21 protein-coding genes are annotated in these 20916 nt (G+C 64.2%); 13 read left to right on the top strand and 8 right to left on the bottom strand.

Features of this window, described 5'->3' with window-relative positions; translation table 11 throughout:
* The first annotated feature begins 3 nt into the window (after positions 1-3).
* Genes GC121_RS05170 through GC121_RS05185 form a run of 4 tightly spaced genes read left to right on the top strand, consistent with a single transcriptional unit; the run spans position 4 to position 3656 of the window.
* Positions 4-594: a GNAT family N-acetyltransferase gene (locus tag GC121_RS05170; RefSeq protein ID WP_151973075.1), complete on the top strand. Its 591-nt coding sequence runs from the start codon at positions 4-6 to the stop codon at positions 592-594.
* On the top strand, positions 591-2810 hold the full coding sequence (locus tag GC121_RS05175) for a fused MFS/spermidine synthase (RefSeq protein ID WP_151973076.1): 2220 nt from the start codon (positions 591-593) through the stop codon (positions 2808-2810). Before GC121_RS05170 ends, GC121_RS05175 begins: the two co-directional genes overlap by 4 nt.
* Positions 2807-3394, top strand: coding sequence for a gamma carbonic anhydrase family protein (locus GC121_RS05180; protein ID WP_370513743.1), 588 nt, complete (start codon positions 2807-2809; stop codon positions 3392-3394). The genes GC121_RS05175 and GC121_RS05180 overlap by 4 nt, the downstream gene beginning before the upstream one ends.
* On the top strand, positions 3375-3656 hold the full coding sequence (locus GC121_RS05185) for a DUF167 domain-containing protein (RefSeq protein ID WP_151973078.1): 282 nt from the start codon (positions 3375-3377) through the stop codon (positions 3654-3656). The genes GC121_RS05180 and GC121_RS05185 overlap by 20 nt, the downstream gene beginning before the upstream one ends.
* On the opposite strand, the gene GC121_RS05190 is transcribed toward GC121_RS05185, so the two are convergent.
* The 6 genes from GC121_RS05190 to GC121_RS05215 form a co-directional block, all read right to left on the bottom strand.
* Positions 3641-4291, bottom strand: coding sequence for a YoaK family protein (locus tag GC121_RS05190; RefSeq protein WP_151973079.1), 651 nt, complete (start codon positions 4289-4291; stop codon positions 3641-3643). The genes GC121_RS05185 and GC121_RS05190 overlap by 16 nt on opposite strands.
* A 32-nt stretch (positions 4292-4323) precedes the next feature.
* Positions 4324-5931: a cisplatin damage response ATP-dependent DNA ligase gene (locus tag GC121_RS05195; RefSeq protein WP_151973080.1), complete on the bottom strand. Its 1608-nt coding sequence runs from the start codon at positions 5929-5931 to the stop codon at positions 4324-4326.
* 168 nt (positions 5932-6099) lie between these two features.
* Positions 6100-7104, bottom strand: coding sequence for a ligase-associated DNA damage response exonuclease (locus tag GC121_RS05200; protein ID WP_151973081.1), 1005 nt, complete (start codon positions 7102-7104; stop codon positions 6100-6102).
* A gap of 41 nt (positions 7105-7145) precedes the next feature.
* Positions 7146-8840 (bottom strand): M1 family metallopeptidase, encoded by a 1695-nt coding sequence (locus GC121_RS05205; RefSeq protein ID WP_151973082.1) that lies wholly within the window; start codon positions 8838-8840, stop codon positions 7146-7148.
* A gap of 54 nt (positions 8841-8894) precedes the next feature.
* A complete protein-coding gene (clpA, locus tag GC121_RS05210; RefSeq protein ID WP_151973083.1) occupies positions 8895-11276 on the bottom strand; it encodes an ATP-dependent Clp protease ATP-binding subunit ClpA in 2382 nt (793 codons plus the stop codon).
* A gap of 181 nt (positions 11277-11457) precedes the next feature.
* Positions 11458-11664, bottom strand: a complete 207-nt coding sequence (locus GC121_RS05215; RefSeq protein ID WP_151973084.1) for a DUF1192 domain-containing protein — start codon at positions 11662-11664, stop codon at positions 11458-11460.
* Between the two features lie 89 nt (positions 11665-11753).
* Here GC121_RS05215 and GC121_RS05220 point away from each other — a divergent pair, with 89 nt between their 5' ends.
* From GC121_RS05220 to GC121_RS05235, 4 genes are all read left to right on the top strand, one after another.
* Entirely contained in the window at positions 11754-12764 is a 1011-nt protein-coding gene (locus GC121_RS05220) for an NAD(P)H-quinone oxidoreductase (RefSeq protein WP_151973085.1), read from the top strand.
* 150 nt (positions 12765-12914) lie between these two features.
* The gene (locus GC121_RS05225; RefSeq protein ID WP_151973086.1) at positions 12915-13838 is read left to right on the top strand and encodes a UDP-2,3-diacylglucosamine diphosphatase; all 924 of its coding nucleotides are present in this window, start codon (positions 12915-12917) and stop codon (positions 13836-13838) included.
* 10 nt (positions 13839-13848) lie between these two features.
* Positions 13849-14892, top strand: coding sequence for a glycosyltransferase family 1 protein (locus GC121_RS05230; protein ID WP_151973087.1), 1044 nt, complete (start codon positions 13849-13851; stop codon positions 14890-14892).
* 121 nt (positions 14893-15013) lie between these two features.
* Entirely contained in the window at positions 15014-15736 is a 723-nt protein-coding gene (locus tag GC121_RS05235; protein ID WP_151973088.1) for a DUF1013 domain-containing protein, read from the top strand.
* A 96-nt stretch (positions 15737-15832) separates the two neighbouring features.
* On the opposite strand, the gene GC121_RS05240 is transcribed toward GC121_RS05235, so the two are convergent.
* On the bottom strand, positions 15833-16219 hold the full coding sequence (locus GC121_RS05240; RefSeq protein WP_151973089.1) for a polymer-forming cytoskeletal protein: 387 nt from the start codon (positions 16217-16219) through the stop codon (positions 15833-15835).
* Between the two features lies 1 nt (position 16220).
* Positions 16221-17318 (bottom strand): M23 family metallopeptidase, encoded by a 1098-nt coding sequence (locus GC121_RS05245; protein ID WP_151973090.1) that lies wholly within the window; start codon positions 17316-17318, stop codon positions 16221-16223.
* Between the two features lie 340 nt (positions 17319-17658).
* On the opposite strand from GC121_RS05245, the gene GC121_RS05250 reads away from it, so the two are divergent.
* The 5 genes from GC121_RS05250 (at position 17659) to GC121_RS05270 (ending at position 20914) form a co-directional block, all read left to right on the top strand.
* A complete protein-coding gene (locus tag GC121_RS05250) occupies positions 17659-18945 on the top strand; it encodes a glutamate-5-semialdehyde dehydrogenase (protein WP_151973091.1) in 1287 nt (428 codons plus the stop codon).
* The gene (locus GC121_RS05255) at positions 18909-19607 is read left to right on the top strand and encodes a nicotinate-nucleotide adenylyltransferase (RefSeq protein WP_199857759.1); all 699 of its coding nucleotides are present in this window, start codon (positions 18909-18911) and stop codon (positions 19605-19607) included. Before GC121_RS05250 ends, GC121_RS05255 begins: the two co-directional genes overlap by 37 nt.
* 134 nt (positions 19608-19741) lie before the next feature.
* Positions 19742-20137: a ribosome silencing factor gene (rsfS, locus tag GC121_RS05260; protein WP_151975606.1), complete on the top strand. Its 396-nt coding sequence runs from the start codon at positions 19742-19744 to the stop codon at positions 20135-20137.
* A gap of 13 nt (positions 20138-20150) precedes the next feature.
* On the top strand, positions 20151-20462 hold the full coding sequence (locus GC121_RS05265; RefSeq protein ID WP_151973092.1) for a hypothetical protein: 312 nt from the start codon (positions 20151-20153) through the stop codon (positions 20460-20462).
* Between the two features lie 29 nt (positions 20463-20491).
* Positions 20492-20914 carry a 23S rRNA (pseudouridine(1915)-N(3))-methyltransferase RlmH gene (locus tag GC121_RS05270; RefSeq protein ID WP_151973093.1) on the top strand — a complete coding sequence of 141 codons (423 nt, stop codon included), beginning with the start codon at positions 20492-20494 and terminating at the stop codon, positions 20912-20914.
* Positions 20915-20916: the final 2 nt, after the last annotated feature.

The raw sequence follows: 20916 nt of genomic DNA on the forward strand, positions 1-20916 counted from the left end.
GGAGTGGCGGCATTCCGGCATGAAACGGCGCGGCTGGTGCTGCGCGACTGGCGCGAGGGCGACGAGGGCCAGGCAGATTGGGACGAACAATTCCGGATCACCAACACTGCGCCCGTCATGCGCTGGCTTGGCGGAGTGATGGATGCGGAGAAGCTCGCCCAACAAGTCGCGCGGGTGGAGACGTGCCGGGCCGCGAACGAATTCTGTTTCTGGGTCGTCGAGCGACGCGATGATGGCGGCCATCTGGCAGGCGAGATGCTGGGGATGTGCGGCCTCAAACGCGCCGATGCGCCGGGCAGCACGGTCACCGGCAGCATGGAAGTGGGCTGGCGCTTTCGCGAGGATGCTTGGGGCTACGGCTATGCCAAGGAAGCGGCCAGCGCGGCGCTTCACCTTGCCTTCACCCGTTTCGGGGCAGAGCAGGTTGTCGCCCTGACGGTGGACGGCAATGCCCCCAGCTGGGGCCTGATGGAGCGCCTTGGAATGCAACGCCGCGCAGAGCTGGATTACGAAGATGTGCGCTATGATGCGGCGCTCAATCCAACCATCGTTTACGCCATCACGGCAGAGCAATGGAGCGCAGCCCAGCCATGAGCATTGCCGCGCCCGGCGCCCGGCGCTGGCTGTTCACGCTGACCATTCTCGCGGGCAGTTTCCTGCTGTTCCTGGTGCAGCCGATGGTGGCGCGCATGGCGCTGCCCAGACTGGGCGGCGCGCCCAATGTCTGGAACAGCGCGATGCTGGTGTATCAGGCGCTGCTGCTGGGCGGTTATGCCTATGCCCACTGGATCGGCCGCTTCCCGCTGAAAACGCAAGGGATGATCCATATCGGCGTGCTGCTGCTGGGCGGGCTGACCCTGCCGCTGGCGCTCGCCGATATCACTGCGCCCATGCCCGGCTGGGAAGCGCTGTGGGTGCCGTATATGTTCCTGCTGACCGTCGGCCCCGCCTTTTTCGCCGTGTCGGCGCAGGCGCCGCTGATCCAGCGCTGGTTTGCCGCGCATCCGGCGGCGGGCAATCCCTATCCGCTCTATGCCGCATCCAATCTCGGCAGCTTTGCCGGGCTGCTCGCATACCCGCTGCTGGCCGAGCCGCTGCTGAGTATCGGGCAACAGAGCCTGTATTGGGCAATCGGCTATGCGCTGCTGATCGCCTTTGTGGTGTCGAGCGTGTGGGCGCGGCGCGATGCCCGGGCCGAGGATACGGCTACTCCCGAACCGCTGGAAGACATTCAGGATACTGGCGAACGCAGCGGCTGGAAAACCGTGCTGCTCTGGCTCGCGCTGTCCGCTGTCCCCTCGGGCCTGATGCTTTCGACCACGACCTTCCTTACCACCGATATCATGGCGATGCCGCTGCTGTGGGTGATCCCGCTCGGGCTTTACCTCCTCAGCTTCTCCATCGCCTTTGCCGAGAAGCGCCATATTGCGGGCTTCTTCGTGCTGATCGCGCCGGTGGTGCTGCTGGTCGACGGTTCGGTGGCCATGTTCACTGCCGGCCGCGCCAATCTGCTGGCGGCGGCGGCGAGCATCATGCTGCTGTTCGTCACCGCTGTCGCGCTGCATTCGCGGCTGTACGAGCATCGCCCGCCCGCCCGCGAACTGACGCGGTTCTACCTCGTGATGTCGGCTGGCGGTGCGCTGGGCGGCGTCTTCACCGCGCTGATCGCGCCGGTGCTGTTCGACTGGACGTGGGAGCATCCGCTGCTGGTGCTGGCGGCGGCGGCGCTGCTGCCCTTGGGGCCGTGGGAACGCTGGATCGGCAGCCGCTTCGCCAATCCGCGCCTTGCGCTGATTGTGCTGGGTGGAGGTGTGTTGCTGGTGTTCAATTTTGCCTTCCAGATTTACCAGTCGGCCTTGACCGATGCCGTGCTGACTGCGGGGCAATGGGCGGCTTTGCTGGCCGTTCTTCTGGTGTCGGTGGTCTTCGCCGCAAAGCGCTGGTCGTTTGTCGCGGGCACGGCGGCGCTGCTGCTGGCGCTGGGCGGAGTCGCCAATCTGCAAACCAGCATGGAAGGCGCGCGTGAGCGCAGCTATTTCGGCATTTATTCGCTCCGTGACGAGGAGGATGGCGACCGCAAGCTGATGCACGGCACGACGATCCACGGCGTCCAGCGCGCGGGCGAGGAAGCAGCGACCGAGCCAACCGCCTATTACGGGCGCACATCGGGTGTAGGCCGCACTTTGTTGCAGGCCGATGCGATGTTCGGGCCAGAAGCGCGGGTCGGCGTGGTCGGGTTGGGCGTGGGGACGCTCGCTTGCTACAAACAGCCGCAGCAGGATTGGACCTTCTTCGAGATCGATCCCGAAGTGCTTGCCTATTCGGAGCGCGGGCAGTTCACCTATCTTTCCCGCTGCGCGCCCGACAGCCCGACGATTATCGGCGATGCGCGGATTGAGCTCGAGGCGATGGAAGCAGACCGCTTCGATATTCTGGTGATTGACGCCTTCAGTTCGGACGCGATCCCGCTTCACCTGCTGACGGCCGAGGCGCTCGATATCTATCTGCGCGCAATGAGCGAGGATGGGCTGCTGGTGATGCATATCTCCAACAATTACATCCGGTTGGAGCCGGTGATCGCGCGGCTGGCGGAAAGCCGCAGGCTTACCGTGCGCCTGCTCGCCGACGGAATGGACCGCGAGCGCGAGCTGTTCGCCTCCAACTGGGTCGTCATGGCGCGCGATCCGGCCCGGCTCGCTTCGCTGGAGGCAGAGGGCGACTGGCGCGAACTCGCCGAGCCCGAAGGGCCGGTATGGACCGACGATTACGCCTCTATCCTGCCCTATCTCGCGTGGGAGAATTTCCTGTGAGCGACATCGCCACCCTGCAAGCGCGCTATCCCGGCGCAACCATCATGGCGTTTGACGGCAAGGTGCCGCAAATCGCCGAGAACGCCTTCATCGCGCCCGGCGCGCGGATCATCGGTGACGTCACTATCGGGGCGGAAGCAAGCGTGTGGTACAATTGCGTGCTGCGCGGAGATATCCACCGCATCGCGGTCGGCGCGCGCAGCAATGTGCAGGACGGCAGCGTCTTCCACGTCGAAGGCCCGCGCCCCGACACCGATGGCGAGCCGACCATTGTGGGGGAGGACTGCGTGATCGGCCATATGGCAGTCGTCCATGGCTGCCAGCTGGCAGACCGCGCTTTTGTCGGCATGGGTGCAGTCGCGATGGACGGTGCGCGCATTGCCGAGGGCGGAATGCTGGGCGCAGGCGCCTTGCTCAGCCCCGGCAAGCAGATCGGCCCCGGCGAGATCTGGATCGGCCGCCCCGCGAAATATTACCGGACGCAGGACGCAGCACAAATCGCCAAGATCCGTTTCCAGACCGAACGCTATTGCAAGCTGGCGGCGCGGCATCTGGCCGAAATCCGTGGCCAAGCCGAAGGCTGACACCCTGCCCGCCGAAGCTCTGCGGGCATTGGCGGATGAACGCGGGCGGCTCGCCGTAAGGGTCACACCGGGCGCGCGGAGCGAGACGCTGCAAATCGCCGATGGCCGCCTGCTCGCCAAAGTCCGCGCCAAACCGCAGGACGGGGCTGCCAATGTGGCGGTGATTGCGCTGCTGGCGAAGACGCTGGCCATCGCGCCGACGAGTATCGAATTGTTGCGCGGCGCAACTTCGCGCGAAAAGCTGTTTCAGCTGCCGGGTTGAGGCAGGCGGCGCTCGATTACGAAGGCGGCAGCCAGCAGCAGCACCGCATAGCCCACCGCCAGCCAAGGCGTAACGCCCCGCACAACCGAAAACGCTACCGCGCCTGTCACCGCGCCTGCAGCCAGTCCGAACCAGAGGCCGATGGCGGTGAGCTGGTCTGACATCCGCTTGCCGGTGAGCCAGGCCGCCAACCCTTGCCCGAACCGCACCAGCGCGCCGGTCATATACGTCACCCCCACGGTCACTTCGCCATCACGGCGGAACACATTGTTCAGCGCGCCCATCGCCAGCACCGAAGCGGCGAGGAACCCCGGCAGCCAATTGCCGTCGAAAAGCGCGGCTATAACCAGCAGCGCCACCGCAAGGGCCAGAACCGCGCTTTTGCGCCGCGTGCCGCCCCGATCCGAGGCAATGGCGCCTGCCGCCACGCCGATCACGAACAGCGCAATGATCGCCGCCGGCCAGATAGCCATGGCCGGATTGCCCGATAGATCAACGCCCAGCCGCGTGGTGTTGCCCGACATGAAGGACGCGAAATAGCCGCCGGTGGCGAGAAAGCCCGTCGCATCGACAAAGCCCGCCAGTCCGGCAAGCCCGATGGCGAGCCAGCGGCGCGGAGTGTCGAGATGTTTCATGGCCACATCAATGCCGCGCGTGGCGGCGCATTTCAATCCCGCACCAGCTTTCGCAGCGCCTCAATCCTGTCCGCCTCGTGCACCGGTTTGTCCCAGCGGATGCGGTGGATGCGGGGGAAGCGCATCGCCAGCCCGCTTTTGTGCCGCTTGCTTACGTGGACGCTGTCGAACGCCACTTCGAACACCAGCCTGCGCTCGACTTCGCGCACCGGGCCGAAGCGGTTGAGGGTGGTCTGGCGCACCAGCCTGTCGAGTTGCTTCAATTCCGCATCGGTGAAGCCCGAATAGGCCTTGCCCACCGGCAGCAGCTCTGCACCTGTATCAGGATCGCCGTCCCAGCAGCCGAACGTGTAATCCGAATAGAAGCTCGACCGCTTCCCGCTGCCGCGCTGCGCATACATCAGCACGCAATCGACGAGCAGCGGATCGCGCTTCCACTTGTACCAAAGCCCCGCCTTGCGTCCCGGCACGTAGAGCGAATCGCGCCGCTTGAGCATCAGCCCTTCGATAGCCGCATCGCGGGTGCCCTCGCGGATTTCTGCCAGATGGGCGAAATCGCGCGCTTCGACCAGTTGCGAAAGGTCGAAATGGCTTGCGGGAAGCTGCGGCATAAGGCTTTCCAATAGCTTACGCCGCGATTCCCATGTTTCCCCGCGTTGGTCCGCGTTTTCCCATGAGAGCACATCATACAGCCGCACGAAGGCCGGGCTTGCCGCGAGCATCTGCTTGCTCACGGTCTTACGCCCCAGCCGCTGCTGCAAGGCATTGAAGCTCGCCGCGCCGCCCTCTTCGCCGCCTTGTGCATCGCCGCGCACCAGCAATTCGCCGTCGAGCACGGCGGGCCGGTCAAGCGCCTGCACCATTTCGGGGAAAGTCGCGGAGATATCGTCGCCCGAGCGCGAATAGAGCCGCGTTGCGCCGCCGCTCTCATTGGCAACATGGACAAGCTGCACGCGAATCCCGTCCCATTTCCACTCCGCTGCATAGTGTGTGAGGTTCAGTTGCGCGTCCTCCAGCGGGTGCGCGAGCATGAAGGGGCGGAACAGCGGGCGGTTGGCAGTATCGGGCGGATCGGCCCCATCGGCCGCCCAGGCGAACAGCTCGGCATAAGGCGGCTGGAGCGCGTGCCAGTATTCCTCCACCGCATCGACCGACACATCGAAGGCCTGCGCAAAGGCGGTCTTGGCGAGGCGGGCGGAAATGCCAATCCGCATCCCGCCCGTCGCCAGCTTGATGAGCGCATAGCGCCCCGAAGGGTCGAGCCGGTCGAGCAGGCGCGGCAATTCGACGGGCGCAGTGGCGCGGGTCATGGCGGTGAGCGAAGCAACCGCTTCGTCCACCGAGGGCGGCGGCGCAACTTCGCCCAATGGCTCGGGCCAAAGCAGGCTCGCGGTCTCTGCCGTATCGCCGACAAAGTCACGGCTGAGCTGCCACAGCACCGGATCGACGCGCTCCTGCATCAGATTGCGGACGGTGGAGCTTTTGACCGCCTTGAAGTCGAGCCCGTCGGTGAGCGCCCCCAAGGCCCAGCCGCGATCCGGATCGAGCGTGGTGCGTAAATAGTCCGCGATCAGCCGCAATTTCTCGTTGCGGGAGCGCGTAAAGACGAGCGCGTCGAGCAGGGTGGCGAAGGTTTGCACGATTAAGCCCCCTCCTCTTCAGAGGAGGGGGTTGGGGGTGGTGGCGACCGCAAGGCCGCGCTCCAGACAAGCACCACCCCGCTGCGACTAGGCTCCCCCGGACCATGTCCGGGCTCACCAAGTCTCGCTGCCCCTCCTCTGAAGAGGAGGGGAGGAAGGCCGCGCACTTCACTCATCCTCGTCCTCCCGCCCCACCAGTGCCAGCGCGCGGGCGCGGCGTTGGTGGAGTTGGTGCCAGCGCAGCAGCGCTTCCTCGCGGCCATGGGTGATCCAGGTTTCGTAGGGGTCGACCTCCTGAATCGTGCGGGTCAGCTCGCCCCAGTCGGCATGGTCGGAAATCACCAGCGGCAATTCGACATTGCGCTGGCGGGCGCGCTGGCGCACGCGCATCCAGCCGCTCGCCATGGCGGTGATGGGATCGGGCAGGCGGCGGCTCCAGCGGTCATTGAGGGCAGATGGCGGGCAGATCACGATGCTGCCGCGCATTTCCTCCTTGGTATGGTCGGCCACCAGCCGCAATTCGCCCAGATCGACACCGAACTCCTGATACAGGCGGCACATCTTCTCCATCGCGCCGTGAAGATAGATCGGATCGTGATGGCCTGCCGCGCGCAATTCCGCGATCACCCGCTGCGCCTTGCCCAAGGCATAGGCGCCCACCAGCACACACCGGTCAGGATGGGCGCGCAAGCGATCCAGCAGCTTCGCCATTTCGTCCGCAATCGGCGGATGGGTGAAGAGCGGGAGGCCGAAGGTCGCCTCGGTGATGAGGATATCGCAGGGGGTGACCTCGAATGGGGGGCAGGTCGGATCGGGGCGGCGCTTGTAATCGCCGGTGATAATCACCCGTTCCCCGGCAAATTCGAGAAGTATCTGCGCGCTGCCCAGCACGTGTCCGGCGGGAATGTAAGTCGCTTGCACTCCGCCGCCCAGCTTGACGCTCTCGCCATATTGCACCGGCTGCGCGCCCTCGCGCGTGTTGTAGCGCAGCGCCATAATCGCGAGCGTTTCGGGAGTGGCGATAGTCTTGCTATGCCCGCCGCGCGCGTGATCGGCGTGGCCGTGGGTGACGAGCGCCTGCTCCACCGCGCGCGAGGGATCGACCCAGCAATCGGCGGGCGCGACATAAATGCCGTGCGGATGCGGGGTAATCCAGGAAAAGGGCGCGGCCATTGGGGATGAACCCGCCAGCGCCGCGCCCGTTCCGGTGCCGCCTAGAAGCCCGCCCGCCCGTCAATCGCGGCGTTATACATCAGGATCTGGTTGCGCGGATCGATCTGCACAATGCTGTTCGGGGTGGGGAGCGCGATGCTTCCTTCGCCGCCCGTCATCGGAACCACGCGCGCTTCGCCATCGACAATCACTTCGAGCGGCATTTCAAACGCCATTTGCGACGGCGTTTCCCAGCGCAACGTGATCGCATCCGCGCTGCGTTCCTCGATCAGGCGCGGGAGCGGGCCCTGATAGAAATAGGCATCGAAGAACCAGTCGAGCTCGCGCCCGGTGCGGCGCTCGAGAATGGCGCGGAAATCATCCGTGGTGCGGCTGATCACGTCGAAATTGCCCGGCTGCGGATTGTCGGTGCCGTAGGTCAGCTCGGTTAGCGCAGGGAACAGCTCGTCCTCGCCCACCACATAGCGCAAAGTGTGCATCACCCACGCGCCCTTATTGTAGATATCGCTGCCCCAGCCCGACGCGGTGTCGTTGTAATCGGGCAGCGTCTCGCCCAGCGAGACCAGCGGCACGCGGCTGGCGATACCCTGCCGCTTGCTCCACATATCGGCGTGGTAATACATCTCGCCATTGGCCCAGCCGAGGTACAGCGGCTGCATCCAGGTGCCGATGCCTTCATGCAGCCACATATGATCGATGCTGGCATGGGTCAGCTGGTTGGCGAACCATTCATGCGCGAACTCGTGCGCCAGCAGCCAGTCATAGCCGAGCGGGTCGGGCCGGAAGCGGTTGCCATAGGCGTTGATCGTCTGGTGCTCCATGCCCAGATGCGGCGTTTCGACCACGCCCGCCTTTTCATCGGCGAAGGGATAGGGGCCGATCGTGCTTTCGAAGAAATCGAGATAATCGGCCATTTCGGTGACCAGCTGCCGCGCGCCGCCCTTGCTTTGCGGCAAGTGCCAGAACTGGATCGGGATGGTGTTGCCGAAGCGGCTTTCATACAGCTGCTCGGTCAGCTCATACGGGCCGATTTGCAGGACGATGCCGTAATTGCTCGGATCGCGCGCGGTCCAGTGGAAGGTGGTGGTGCCATCGCCATTATCGGTGGTGTCGACCAGCCGCCCGTTGCCGGTGGCGGTAAGGCCGGTCGGCACGGTGAAACGCGTATCGATGCTGTCCATCCGGTGCAGCGAATTGTCGATGCATGGCCAGAGCATATCACAGCCTTCGCCTTGGAACGCGGTGGCGATCCACGGCTGGCCGCCCGATTGCGACCACACGATGCCGCCATCCCACGGCGCGTTGCGCGCGACGTGCGGCGATCCCGAATAGGCGATGCTGACATCCAGCGTCTCACCCGCCCGGGTGCGCCGCAGCAATTGCAGCGTGAGCAGCCCGTCGGGATTGCTGATGGAGCCAGCGGGAAGCGCTGTTCCGCCCACGGTGACGCGGCTGACCGTGTAGCGCGGGTCAAGATCGAATTGCAGCTGCTCCAGCGCGTCCGACACTTCGATGCGATATTCGCCCTCCCCCGCGATTACCCGCCGGTCTGGGAACACCGAAATGGCAAGCGTCACGTGCTCGATCTGCATCGACGCGCGCGGACCTTCGAGCGGCAGATCGGTCTGCGCGGTGCGGGCGTTCAAGGCCTGCGCAGCGGCAGTGGCGGGAGCAAGCATGGCGGCAAGCGCGAGCGCGCTGGCCGATGCAAGTGGAATCAGGGCTTTGCTGGTCATGCGGCGAGCCTAGCGTGTGCTACGCCCGCCGCAAGATGGAAAACGCCTGACCGGTTATCCTTCCGACGCCGTGCCGTCATCCTCGCCTGCTGCGGGCGAACCGGAAGCCTTCGGCGCGGCCTTCTTGGCAGAAGCCTTGCGCTTGGGCTTGGCCTTGCTCTTGGGCGCGGCGGGGGTGAGCTCGAAAGCGAGCTTTTCGTCCTTCACGCTCACATGAACCTCGCCGCCGCTCGCCAGCTTGCCGAACAGCAATTCCTCGGCCAGCGGCTGCTTGACCTTTTCCTGGATCAGGCGCGCCATCGGGCGGGCGCCCATCAGCTTGTCATAACCGCGCTTGCCCAGCCATTCGCGCGCATCGCCATCGAACTGGATATGCACATTCTGCTCGGCCAGCTGCAATTCGAGCTGGAGGATGAACTTGTCCACCACCCGGCTGATCGTGTCGGGCGCGAGATAGGCGAAGGGCACAATGGCATCGAGACGGTTGCGGAATTCGGGGGTGAACATCTTCTTCACCGCTTCCTCGCTCGCCTCGGTCTTCTGGCCCGCGCCAAAGCCGATGCCCTGCTTGGCGGCATCGGATGCGCCCGCATTGGTCGTCATAATCAGCACGACATTGCGGAAGTCTACCGTCTTGCCGTGGTGATCGGTCAGTTTGCCGTTATCCATCACCTGCAGCAGGATATTGAACAGATCGGGATGCGCTTTCTCGATTTCGTCGAGCAACAGCACGCAATGCGGGTGCTGGTCGATGGCATCGGTGAGCAGGCCGCCCTGATCGTAGCCGACATAGCCCGGAGGCGCGCCGATCAGGCGGCTGACCGAGTGGCGTTCCATATATTCGGACATATCGAAGCGCTTGAGCTCGATGCCCATAATGCTGGCGAGCTGGCGTGCGACTTCGGTTTTGCCGACGCCGGTGGGGCCGCTGAAAAGGAAGCTGCCGATGGGCTTGTCCGGATCGCGCAGGCCCGCGCGCGACAGCTTCATCGCCACCGACAGGCGTTCGATTGCCTCGTCCTGCCCGAAGACGACCCGCTTCAGATCCTTTTCCAGCGTCGAGAGCGCGGCCTTATCGTCCTTGCTCACCGATTTGGGGGGGATGCGCGCCATGGTTGCCACGACCTTTTCGATTTCCTTGGCGGTAATCGTCTTGCGGCGGCGGCTGGGCGGCACCAGCATCTGCATCGCGCCGACTTCATCGATCACATCGATGGCCTTGTCGGGCAATTTGCGGTCGTTGATATAGCGCGCGCTCATCTCGACTGCCGTCTTGATGGCGTCGGGCGTGTATTTGACCTTGTGGTGTTCTTCGAAGGCGGAACGCAGGCCTTTGAGGATCTTGATCGTATCTTCAATGGTTGGCTCGTTCACATCGATCTTCTGGAAACGGCGCAGCAGCGCGCGATCCTTTTCGAAGTGGTTGCGGAATTCCTTGTAGGTGGTCGAACCGATGCAGCGGATCGCGCCTGACGACAGCGCGGGCTTCAAAAGGTTCGAGGCATCCATCGCCCCGCCGCTGGTTGCGCCCGCGCCGATCACCGTGTGGATCTCGTCGATAAACAGCACCGCGTCGGGCATCTTCTCCAGCTCGTTGACGACCTGCTTCAGCCGCTCCTCGAAATCGCCGCGATAGCGCGTGCCCGCAAGCAACGCGCCCATGTCGAGCGCGTAGATGACCGCGGGTTCGAGCACTTCGGGCACATCGCCTTCGACAATCTTGCGCGCCAGACCTTCGGCAATCGCGGTCTTCCCGACGCCGGGATCGCCGACATAGAGCGGGTTGTTCTTCGAACGGCGGCAGAGGATTTGCACCGTGCGGTCAACTTCCGGCCCGCGACCGATCAGCGGATCGATGCGGCCATCCAGCGCCTTCTGGTTCAGATTGACGCAGAACTGGTCGAGCGCCGAATCCTTCTTCTTCTCGCCCTTTTCGTCCGCCGGTGCCTGCGCCTCGTCCTCCGCGCCTTCGGGCGTGCGGCTTTCGATCTGCTTGCCACCCTTGCCGATGCCGTGACTGATAAAGCTCACCGCATCCAGCCGGCTCATATCCTGCTGCTGGAGGAAATAGACCGCGTAGGAATCGCGCTCCGAAAACAGCGCCACCAGTACATTCGCGCCCGTCACCGTGTCTTTGCCCGAAGACTGCACGTGCAGGATCGCCCGCTGGATCACCCGCTGGAAGCCCGCCGTCGGCTGCGGATCGGCGTCCTCCTCGGTCTTCAGCGACTGGTATTCCTGATCGAGATACTGCCGCACCACGCCGGTCAGCTCTTCCAGATCGACCCCGCAGGCATTCATCACCTCGGCCGCATCGCTATCGCTCACCAGCGCCAGCAGCAAATGTTCGAGCGTCGCATATTCATGCGCCCGGTCGATCGCGTGCTGGATCGCGTTGTGGAGGGTCTTTTCGAGATTTTGCGCAAAACTTGGCATGGCGGTCCTTAGCGGGTGCGGGCGAAGACGGCGCCCGGGAAAAAGGCTGCGCGCAGTATGGTTAACGAACCACTAACGCGCGGCAAAAATGGGCGCGTGGGTGAAGACACGCCGCTACTGGCAAAAGATGTGGGGCGCAGCTGCGCGAATGTTAAGGGGGGCAAAGGGCCAGTGCGGCCCATCAGCCGTTCCCCCGCTTGCCGAACAGTGCCTCGGCCGCCTTGCGGTGGTCTGCCGCCTTGGCGTGATGCGCTTTGACCCGGGCAATCTCGGCTTCGAGCACTTGCACCCGCGCCAGCAATTCGTCCTGCGAATAGCTGTCCAGCTGCTCCTTGCCGAGTAGAGCCGCCGCATCGCTGCGCATCCGGGGAAGGTCGTCTGCTTCCATAGTTCGGGACAATCCGCGCTGCCGCGCTTGCTGTCAATGGGGGAGCCGCCTAGGTGTGCCTGCGAACAGGGGCTTCAGCAGGAATCGTGATGGCAAGCGACATTCCGGACACAATGCAGGCAATCGCGATCACCGCGCCCGGCGGGCCGGAGGTGCTGGCACTGACCGAATGGCCGGTGCCGCAGCCTGCGCCAGGGGAAGTGCTGGTGCGGGTGAGCCATGCGGGCGTTAACCGCCCCGACTGCCTGCAACGGCGCGGGCTGTATCCGCCGCCCACAGGCGCCTCGCCGCTGCCGGGGCTGGAGATAGCAGGTGAAATTGTTGCGCTCGGCGAAGGGGTTGATCCCGGCGAGCTCGGCAAGCGGGTCTGCGCGCTGGTGAGCGGCGGCGGCTATGCCGAGTACTGCCTCGCGCGGCCCGAACATTGCCTGCCGGTGCCGGATGGCCTGCCCATGGCGGAAGCGGCAGCACTGCCCGAAACGCTGTTCACCGTGTGGCACAATGTGTTCCAGCGCGGCTTTGCGCGCGATGGCGAGACGCTGCTGGTGCATGGCGGCACATCGGGCATAGGCACGATGGCGATCAAGCTCGCCAAGCTGTTCGATATGCGTGTGATTGTGACCTGCGGGTCGGAGGAGAAATGCGACGCTGCGCGGGCGCTGGGCGCGGATCGTGCGATCAACTACAAGGCCGAGGATTTTTCCGCCCGCGTGCTCGACATCACCGAAGGGCGCGGCTGCGATTTGGTGCTCGACATGGTTGCGGGCGACTATACGCAGCGCAATCTGGATTGCCTTGCCGAAGATGGCCGCATCGTGGTGATCGCAACGCTGGGCGGCCCCAAAGCGGACATCAATCTCCTCAAACTGATGATGAAGCGCCAGTCGATCACCGGCTCCACGCTGCGTGCGCGGCCCGATGTCGTCAAAGGCATGATTGCCGACGAGATTTTCCGCGAAGTCTGGCCGCTGGTCGAAAGCGGCGAACTGCGCCCGGCGATGGACCGTGTGTTTCCGCTCGCCGAAGCCGCCGCCGCGCACGCGCGGATGGAGGCGGGCGCGCATATCGGGAAGATCGTGCTGGAAGTCGCCAGCCTCTGATCATCACAGCCGGTGAGCAACGACTCGGTCGTTACGCCACCTGACTCGAATCTTTCACAATGTCGCCGATCTGCCGCGAAAATGCGGTTAGCGCGTAACAAACCGGTGGCATTCGGAGCCTCCAGAAGCTTCTTTCTGGAAGGATATCCGATGTTCGACAGCTATCTTGATAGCGAGGCCGGAGCAGCCTTGGACTCCGACAGCGACGATGTGATTGTCAAACTGGCGCGCGCCGAAGCGCATACGCCGGTTATTCCCGAGCGTTCGCCCGAGGGACGGCGGCAATATCGCACAATCTGGATTTCCGATATCCATCTCGGCACCAAGGGCTGTAACGCCAAGCTGCTGATCGATTTCCTCGACAGCGTCGATAGCGAAACGCTGTATCTGGTCGGCGACATCATCGATGGCTGGCGGCTGAAGAAAAAGCTCTATTGGCCTGCCGAACATAACGACATCGTCTGGCGTATCCTGAAGCGCGCCAAGCGCGGCACGCGGATCATCTATATTCCCGGCAATCACGACGAGATGTTCCGCCAGTTTTCGGGCATGCATTTCGGCGGGATCGAAATCCAGCGCGCGGCCTTCCACACGACGGCTGACGGGCGCAGGCTGATGGTGCTGCACGGGGACGAGTTCGATGCCGTCATGCTGTCGCACCGCTGGCTCGCCTTTGTCGGCGATGCCGCCTACCACTTCATCATGAAGCTCAACCACTATGTGAATGTGGTGCGGCGGGCCTTCGATCTGCCCTATTGGTCGCTGAGCAAAATGGCCAAGCACAAGGTCAAAAACGCGGTCGAATTTATCGGCAAATACGAGGAAGTCGTTGCCGAAGCGGCGGCAAAGCGCGGGGTCGACGGCGTGGTCTGCGGCCATATCCACACCGCCGAGCACCGGATGTTCGGCGATACCGAATACTGGAACGATGGCGACTGGGTGGAAGGCTGCAACGCGCTGGTCGAACACGCTGATGGCCGCATGGAAATCCTGCACTGGCCGGAGGAAATAGCCAAGCGCGAAGCGCGCCAGCAGGCCGAAGAGGCCGTCGCCGGTGTGCCGCAAGCCGCCTGAGGACAGATTGATGCGTATCGCCATCGTCACCGATGCCTGGCACCCGCAAGTGAACGGGGTGGTGCGCACGCTCGACACGGTTATCGGGATTTTGCGGGCACAAGGCCATGACGTCGAAGTCATTGCGCCCGACCTGTTCCGCTCTTTCCCCGCGCCGTCCTATCCGGAAATCCGGCTGGCGCTTGCAGGCTCGACCCAGGTCGGGCGACGGCTGCGCGCGTTTGGGCCCTATGCAGTGCATATCTCGACCGAAGGCCCGCTGGGTTGGGCGGCGCGGCGCTGGTGCCAGCGCAACCGCCATCCTTTCACCACCGCCTACCACACGCAGTTTCCTGACTATCTCGCGCGGCGGACAAAGCTTCCTGCCAGCCTGTTCTGGCCCTTCATCCGCCACTTCCATCGCCCGGCAGAGCGGATCATGGTGGCGACCGGTACCATCCGCGCCGAACTGCGCGAACAGAGCCTGACCCAGCTTCACCATTGGAGCCGCGGCGTCGATACCGCGCTGTTCCACCCCGATCACGCGCCGCCCGACCTGTTCCTGCGCTTGCCGCGCCCAATCCAGCTCTATGTCGGGCGCGTGGCGGTGGAGAAGAATATCGAGGCGTTTCTCGGCAACACCCATCCCGGCACCAAAGTCGTGGTGGGCGATGGCCCCGCGCTGGCCAAGCTGCGCGCCGAGTATCCCGATGCGATCTTCCTCGGCAAACGCAGCGGTGACGAGCTGGCGGCCTGCTATGCCGGTGCCGATGTGTTCGTCTTCCCGAGCAAAACCGACACCTTCGGGCTGGTGATGATCGAAGCGCTCGCCTGCGGCACGCCGGTGGCCGCTTATCCGGTGCCCGGCCCGATTGACGTGCTGAGCGAAGGCAGCGGGGCGATGGCCGGGGAGTTGGAAGACGCGATTGCGACCGCGCTCACCTTCTCGCGCGAGGCGTGCTTGCTGGCAGGGCGCGCCTATAGCTGGGAGGCCAGCGCCGAACAGTTCCGGCGCGGGCTGGAGCCGATGGCACCGCAGGAACGCGCAGCTGCTGCCGCTCCGCTGACGGCCTGACCTCGCTAATGCTTGCCCAAAGGCGGCAAAGCGACTACATCTGCTGCCAAGCAAGGCCGTCCCGTGAGGGGCGGCCCTTTTATTTCGGAGAGAAAAAGTGGCGGATCAGCCCAGACCCCTCATGCCCCATGCGACCGCCAGCTGGCTGGTCGACAACACGGCGCTCAGCTTCACCCAGATCGCCGATTTCTGCGGCCTGCACATCCTCGAAGTGCAGGCGATGGCCGATGATCTGGCGGGCTCCAAATATACCGGGCGCGATCCGGTGCATTCGGGCGAGCTGACCCATGCCGAGATCGAGCGTGGACAGGCCGATCCGGCCTATGCGCTCGTCATGCAGAAGGCGCCGGTTGATGTCAGCCGCACCAAGGGCCCGCGCTACACGCCGGTGTCCAAGCGGCAGGACAAGCCCGACGGCATCGCCTGGCTGCTGCGCAACCACCCGGAAATTTCCGACGCGCAGATCGGCCGCCTGATCGGCACCACGCGCAACACGATCAACGCGATCCGCGACCGCAGCCACTGGAACATCGCCAATATCCAGGCCAAGGATCCGGTGACGCTGGGCCTGTGTTCGCAGCGCGAGCTTGATGCCGCGGTGGCCAAGGCCGCCAAGCGCGTCGCCGTGAGCGAAGAGCCGCAGGCCGAGGGCGAGGAAACGCCGGTTGCAGCCGATCCGCGCGACGACAAGGCGAAGCTGATCGAGGAGTTGCGCAAGGAACGGGCGGATGCGGTCAAGGCCGCCTCCGAAGCCGCGCAGGAAGCCGAGGCCGAACAATGGCTCGCCGCCAAGCGCGAGGCTGAAGCCAATCCCGCGCCCGAACCCGGCCCCGACGATCTCTGATCGCGCGGCGCTCTGATCAATTGGTCAGGCGGCGCACATAGGAAAAGGGGCGACCCGGCGGGCCGCCCCTTCCTCTCCAAAAACTGCAAATCTGTCTCAGCTCGCCATTGTCAGGTCGAGCGGCACTTCGTCAGCTTTGGCGTTTGCTGTGCGTGCACCGAGCGGCGCAAACCGCCCGTCCACATTCGCGCCCTGTTCGATGGTGAGCGTTTCGTAGGACACATCGCCTTCGATCCGCGCGCTCTTCATCACTACGAGATTTTTCGCTTCGATCCGGCCTTTGACGCGGCCCGAAAGGCGTGCCGAATCGGCGGTGATTTCGCCCTCGATCGTGCTGCCATCGCCCTGCACCAGCGAAGCGCAGGAAATATCGCCATGGACCGTGCCATCGACGTGGAGATCAACGGTGGCTTCGATATTGCCGCGAATGACGACATCGGGCCCGATCACCGAGAAAGTGCTGCCCCCTGAACCGCCGCGCATGTTAGCGGCTCGCTCTGTTGCTGGCGGCAAATTCGGCGCGGGCTTCTTCGAGAACATCGGGCGCTGACTCCAGGAAGGGGCGCGGATTGACGGCGCGGCCATCGATACGGACTTCGAAATGCAAATGCGGGCCGGTCGAGCGACCGGTGCTACCGATGGCGCCGATCCGCGCACCGGCGGGCACTTCGGCACCCACGCGGGTGTTGAAGCCGGACATATGCGCATAGCGCGTAATCATGCCCGCGCCGTGATCGATTTCTACCGTATTGCCGTATCCCGACTTCCAGCCGACGAAGACAACCGTGCCCGCAGCAGCGGAGAAGATCGGCGAACCATGCGGCGCGCGGAAATCGAGGCCGCTGTGCATCGCAGCGCCACCATTGAACGGATCGCGGCGATAGCCAAAGCCCGAGCTGATCGAATTGATATCGGCGGGCATGACCTGCGGAATGCTCTCCAGCCCGCGCTCCAGCGCGCTCATTCGCGCCAGGCTGAGGCCGAGGCGTTCGAACCGCGGATCGAGCGAGCCATCAGCGTCCGAGGCCAGCAATTCGAGCGGGCCACCCAGCGCGCTTTCATTCGCCGCCATCACCGCCTGCGGGTTGACCCCCAACTGGCGCATCGCCTGTTCGGCGCGCGCGGCGCGGCGGTCGGCATAGCGGGTCAGCCGCTCGACAAAGGCAAGCTGCCGCGCTTCGATACGCGCGAGCCCTTCGGCCTGCGGGAACACTTCGCGCATCAGGCTGATAAGCTCTTCGCTCTCCTCCGAGGAATTGGAGACAGTGCTCTCGCCCTCTTCCGCCGTCACATCTTCGGGCAGCATCTCGGCGAATTCTTCGAGCAGGCGCTGGCGCGTTTCCAGATCCTGCACGGTCGCTTCCAGATCGTCGGCATAGGCGTTGTAACGCTCTTCCGAGGAAGCGACGTGCGCCTCGCGTTCAAGCAGCGAAGCCATTTCGCTGCTGTTGCGATACTGGGCAAAGGCGGCGACGCCCATCGAGGTCGTCCAGCCGATGACGGCAAACGCGGCCAGTCCGGCAGCAACCATCTGCGTGCGCGTAGTGATTGTGATGAAACGGATCTGACCTTCGGAGCGCATGAAAAATTCACGCTCAGGAAACCAGCTCCGCAGGCGTTCCCATCTTCCGCCAGCGTGAGAATTTGACAAAGCGACCCCGTTCATCAGGTGTTTATGATCCGGGAGCGGCTTGTAAGGATGCGACACGAGAGGTCGAGTCGCGTGCGGGGAATCTCCGGCGAATCGAACAAGGGGTGCGGTGAATCGTTTATTTGCGTAAACTTTCCCCGGAACCCCGCGCGCAATCGCGGATTTACGGGAGCGATTCGCCCAAGCGCTTCGCCCTTTCGCTCCCCTATGTGATCGTTAACAAGGGCCTCCGCAGCGCCCCCATACAAGAAGGAATTTTCAAGCCGAGATTATGACCGATCAACAGACCCTCCCCGCTTCCGAATCCACCACTCCCGCCGCCCTCGTCACGAAAATGGCCACCGCCGGGCGCGCGGCGCAGCGCGATTTGGCGCGTGCGAGCGATGCGGAAAAGGCCGCCGCCCTGCGCGCCGCAGCGGGCGAAATCCGGGCGCGGCAGGCGGGCATCCTCGATGCCAATGCACAGGACATTGCGGCAGCTACAGCGGGCGGCCTGTCGGGTGCCATGCTCGACCGGCTGAAACTCGATCCCGCGCGGCTCGAAGCGATTGCCGCCGCGATCGAAAACGTCGCCTCCCTGCCCGATCCGGTGGGCGAGGAAATCGCCCGGTCGGTGGCCCCTGCCGGGATGACGCTGGTGCGGCGCCGCATCCCTATTGGCCTGATCGGCATCATCTATGAGAGCCGTCCGAACGTCACCGCCGATGCCGCTGCGCTGTGCCTGCGCTCGGGCAATGCGGCGCTGCTTCGCGGCGGGAGCGAGGCGGTGCATTCGAACCGCGCGCTGCACGCCGCCTTTGCCGCCGGTGTTGCCAGCGCGGGACTGCCTGAAGACGCGATCCAGCTGCTGCCGACGCAAGACCGCGCGGCGGTGGGCGCGATGCTCAAAGCGGCGGGGCTGATCGACATGATCGTGCCGCGCGGGGGCAAGGGGCTGGTCGCGCGGGTGCAGGCCGATGCCCGCGTGCCCGTGCTCGCCCATCTCGACGGGATTTGTCACACCTATATCCACGCCCATGCCGATCCGGCGATGGCGCAGGCGATTGCCGTCAATGCCAAGATGCGCCGCACCGGGATTTGCGGAGCGATGGAGACGTTGCTGATCGATGCCGGGTTTACCGGCGCGGGCGCGGTGGTGGCTGCGCTGCTCGATGCAGGCTGCGCCCTGCGCGGCGACGGACGGGCGCAGGCGCTCGATCCGCGCATCGGCGCTGCCCGGGCGGATGATTGGGACACCGAATATCTTGACGCGATCCTCTCGGTCGCGGTGGTGGACGGGATGGACGCCGCGCTGGCGCATATCGCAGCGCATTCCTCGGGCCATACCGATGCGATTGTCACCGATGACGATGCTGCGGCGACGCGCTTCCTCGCCGAAGTCGACAGTGCGATTGTGATGCACAATGCCTCCAGCCAATTCGCCGACGGCGGAGAGTTCGGCCTCGGCGCGGAAATCGGCATTGCGACGGGCCGCCTGCACGCGCGCGGGCCGGTCGCGTTGGAGGGGCTAACGACCTATAAATGGCAGGTTCTGGGTTCAGGGCAGGCGCGCGCTTGAACCGATCTGGTAAAATCACAGGCCTGCTCGGCGGCAGCTTCAATCCGGCGCATGGCGGCCACCGGCGGGTGACGCTGTTCGCTATCGAGGCGCTGGGGCTGGACGAGGCATGGTGGCTGGTCTCTCCCGGCAATCCGCTCAAGCCCAAAGCGGGCATGGCGCCGCTGCCCGCCCGCGTGAAATCAGCGCAGCGCGCCAGCCGCAATGCACCGATCCGCGTGACCGCTATCGAGCAAAAGCTCGGCACGCGCTACACGGTGGACACGCTGCGGGCGCTCAAGCGTCGCTATCCCAAACGCCGCTTTGTCTGGCTGATGGGGGCGGACAATCTGGCGCAATTCCACCGCTGGAAGAACTGGCGCGGCATCGCGCGGGAAATGCCCATTGCCGTTATCGCCCGCCCGGGGTATGATGCTGCTGCCCTTGCAAGTCCTGCGATGGTCTGGTTGCGGCGTTTCCGGTTGCCCGCACCCGGTTTGCGAAACCGGCGCGAATGGAGCGCACCGGCGCTGATAGAACTGCGTTTCGATCCTGATCCGCGCTCGGCCACCGATATACGCCGTGCAGATCCGCTTTGGGCGAGCCGGTATTCCGGCCCGCCGCCACGGGACGACATAACGCATTCCCTCATCCACGAAACGTCCGCAGGGCAGGCTGAATGATTCGGCCATGCTCTTGCGGGATGTGCCTTCCATTCCCACTCTCAGGAGCATGACCAGCAGCGATGACACAAGCCAACAGCGCAGCGCTTTCCGGCGCAGAACCGAACGGCCAAGCCACCGCGTCCATTTCCATCATGTCGATATCTGATAACCTCTCCACCGAACTGCCGGAAACCGAACCCGGCTCCTTGCACGAACTCGTGATCACCCAGCTGGATGATGATCAGGCGCAGGAACTCGTCTCGATTCCGCTCGCGGGCAAAAGCTCGATTGCCGATCACATGGTGATCGCCTCGGGCCGGAGCACGCGGCAAGTCGCTGCCATGGCACAGAAGCTGGCGGAAAAGATCAAGCAAAGCGGCAAGGCCATGCCCCGCGTCGAAGGCTTGCCCGCCGCCGATTGGGTGCTGATCGATGCCGGCGATGTGGTGGTCCACCTGTTCCGCCCCGAAGTGCGCGGCTTCTACAACCTTGAACGGATGTGGGGCTTCGGCGAAGACGGCGAAACGCGGCATATGGGTAGAAGTTGAGTAGGAGAGCCGATTGAGCCCGAAAGCCAGATACCGGCTGGCCAACTGGTCGTGGTGGCTGGCCCTAGCCTTGTTCGCATTCTTGGCAATTTACCTTCCCAGCAAAGCGCCTTGGGGCGATGCTGAACTTCTGCTGTTCCTTCTAGCGTTTGCCGCGGCTGCTCTCCTGATAATTTTCATTCCTTTGTTTGCGTTGATTGCGTGGCGAACGGTGTATTGCGGCGAATGCGGAGGGCGGTTCTTCGACCCGATTTTCATCACCTTCCCAGTGCAGGGCGGCTGTAAGAATTGTCGCGCGCCCATCGAAAACGCGGTGATTGATTAGCCGACGATCGATCTCATAGGAGACCTCACATCCTTCTCCACATCATCGCTCGCGGAAAGATTGCCCGCTCGCCTGAAGAGGAGCTGGTCGAGCGGTACGTCAAGCGCATCGCATGGCCGGTGAAACTCACCGAACTGCCGGAAACCGGCGGGCGAATCCCCGAACCTCAAACGCCCTCCAGACTCGTCCTGCTCGACGAAAAGGGTCAGAATTGCGGCTCTGAAGACTTCGCCCGTATTCTCGAACGCTGGCGCGATGATGGCATTCGCGAATGCCGCTTTTTGATCGGCGCGGCGGACGGGCATTCGGAGCAAGACCGCAGCGCTGCCGACCTGCTGCTGAGCTATGGCAAGGCCACCTGGCCGCATCTGCTCGCCCGCGCGATGCTTGCCGAACAATTGTTCCGCGCCACCAGCATCCTTGCCGGACACCCCTATCATCGGGCAGGGTGACG

This window comes from Erythrobacter sp. EC-HK427, assembly GCF_902498745.1.
Taxonomy (GTDB): Bacteria; Pseudomonadota; Alphaproteobacteria; order Sphingomonadales; family Sphingomonadaceae; genus Alteraurantiacibacter.

What these genes read in the sequence shown, in the direction of transcription:
- GC121_RS05220 (WP_151973085.1), top strand. Translation starts at nt 11,754, where the DNA reads ATGGCAAGCGACATTCCGGACACAATGCAGGCAATCGCGATCACCGCG.
- GC121_RS05245 (WP_151973090.1), bottom strand. Translation starts at nt 17,318, where the DNA reads ATGCGCTCCGAAGGTCAGATCCGTTTCATCACAATCACTACGCGCACG.
- GC121_RS05190 (WP_151973079.1), bottom strand. Translation starts at nt 4,291, where the DNA reads ATGAAACATCTCGACACTCCGCGCCGCTGGCTCGCCATCGGGCTTGCC.
- GC121_RS05235 (WP_151973088.1), top strand. Translation starts at nt 15,014, where the DNA reads ATGCCCCATGCGACCGCCAGCTGGCTGGTCGACAACACGGCGCTCAGC.
- GC121_RS05230 (WP_151973087.1), top strand. Translation starts at nt 13,849, where the DNA reads ATGCGTATCGCCATCGTCACCGATGCCTGGCACCCGCAAGTGAACGGG.
- GC121_RS05175 (WP_151973076.1), top strand. Translation starts at nt 591, where the DNA reads ATGAGCATTGCCGCGCCCGGCGCCCGGCGCTGGCTGTTCACGCTGACC.
- GC121_RS05200 (WP_151973081.1), bottom strand. Translation starts at nt 7,104, where the DNA reads ATGGCCGCGCCCTTTTCCTGGATTACCCCGCATCCGCACGGCATTTAT.
- GC121_RS05255 (WP_199857759.1), top strand. Translation starts at nt 18,909, where the DNA reads ATGGCAGGTTCTGGGTTCAGGGCAGGCGCGCGCTTGAACCGATCTGGT.
- GC121_RS05215 (WP_151973084.1), bottom strand. Translation starts at nt 11,664, where the DNA reads ATGGAAGCAGACGACCTTCCCCGGATGCGCAGCGATGCGGCGGCTCTA.
- clpA (WP_151973083.1), bottom strand. Translation starts at nt 11,276, where the DNA reads ATGCCAAGTTTTGCGCAAAATCTCGAAAAGACCCTCCACAACGCGATC.
- rsfS (WP_151975606.1), top strand. Translation starts at nt 19,742, where the DNA reads ATGTCGATATCTGATAACCTCTCCACCGAACTGCCGGAAACCGAACCC.
- GC121_RS05250 (WP_151973091.1), top strand. Translation starts at nt 17,659, where the DNA reads ATGACCGATCAACAGACCCTCCCCGCTTCCGAATCCACCACTCCCGCC.
- GC121_RS05205 (WP_151973082.1), bottom strand. Translation starts at nt 8,840, where the DNA reads ATGACCAGCAAAGCCCTGATTCCACTTGCATCGGCCAGCGCGCTCGCG.
- GC121_RS05225 (WP_151973086.1), top strand. Translation starts at nt 12,915, where the DNA reads ATGTTCGACAGCTATCTTGATAGCGAGGCCGGAGCAGCCTTGGACTCC.
- GC121_RS05240 (WP_151973089.1), bottom strand. Translation starts at nt 16,219, where the DNA reads ATGCGCGGCGGTTCAGGGGGCAGCACTTTCTCGGTGATCGGGCCCGAT.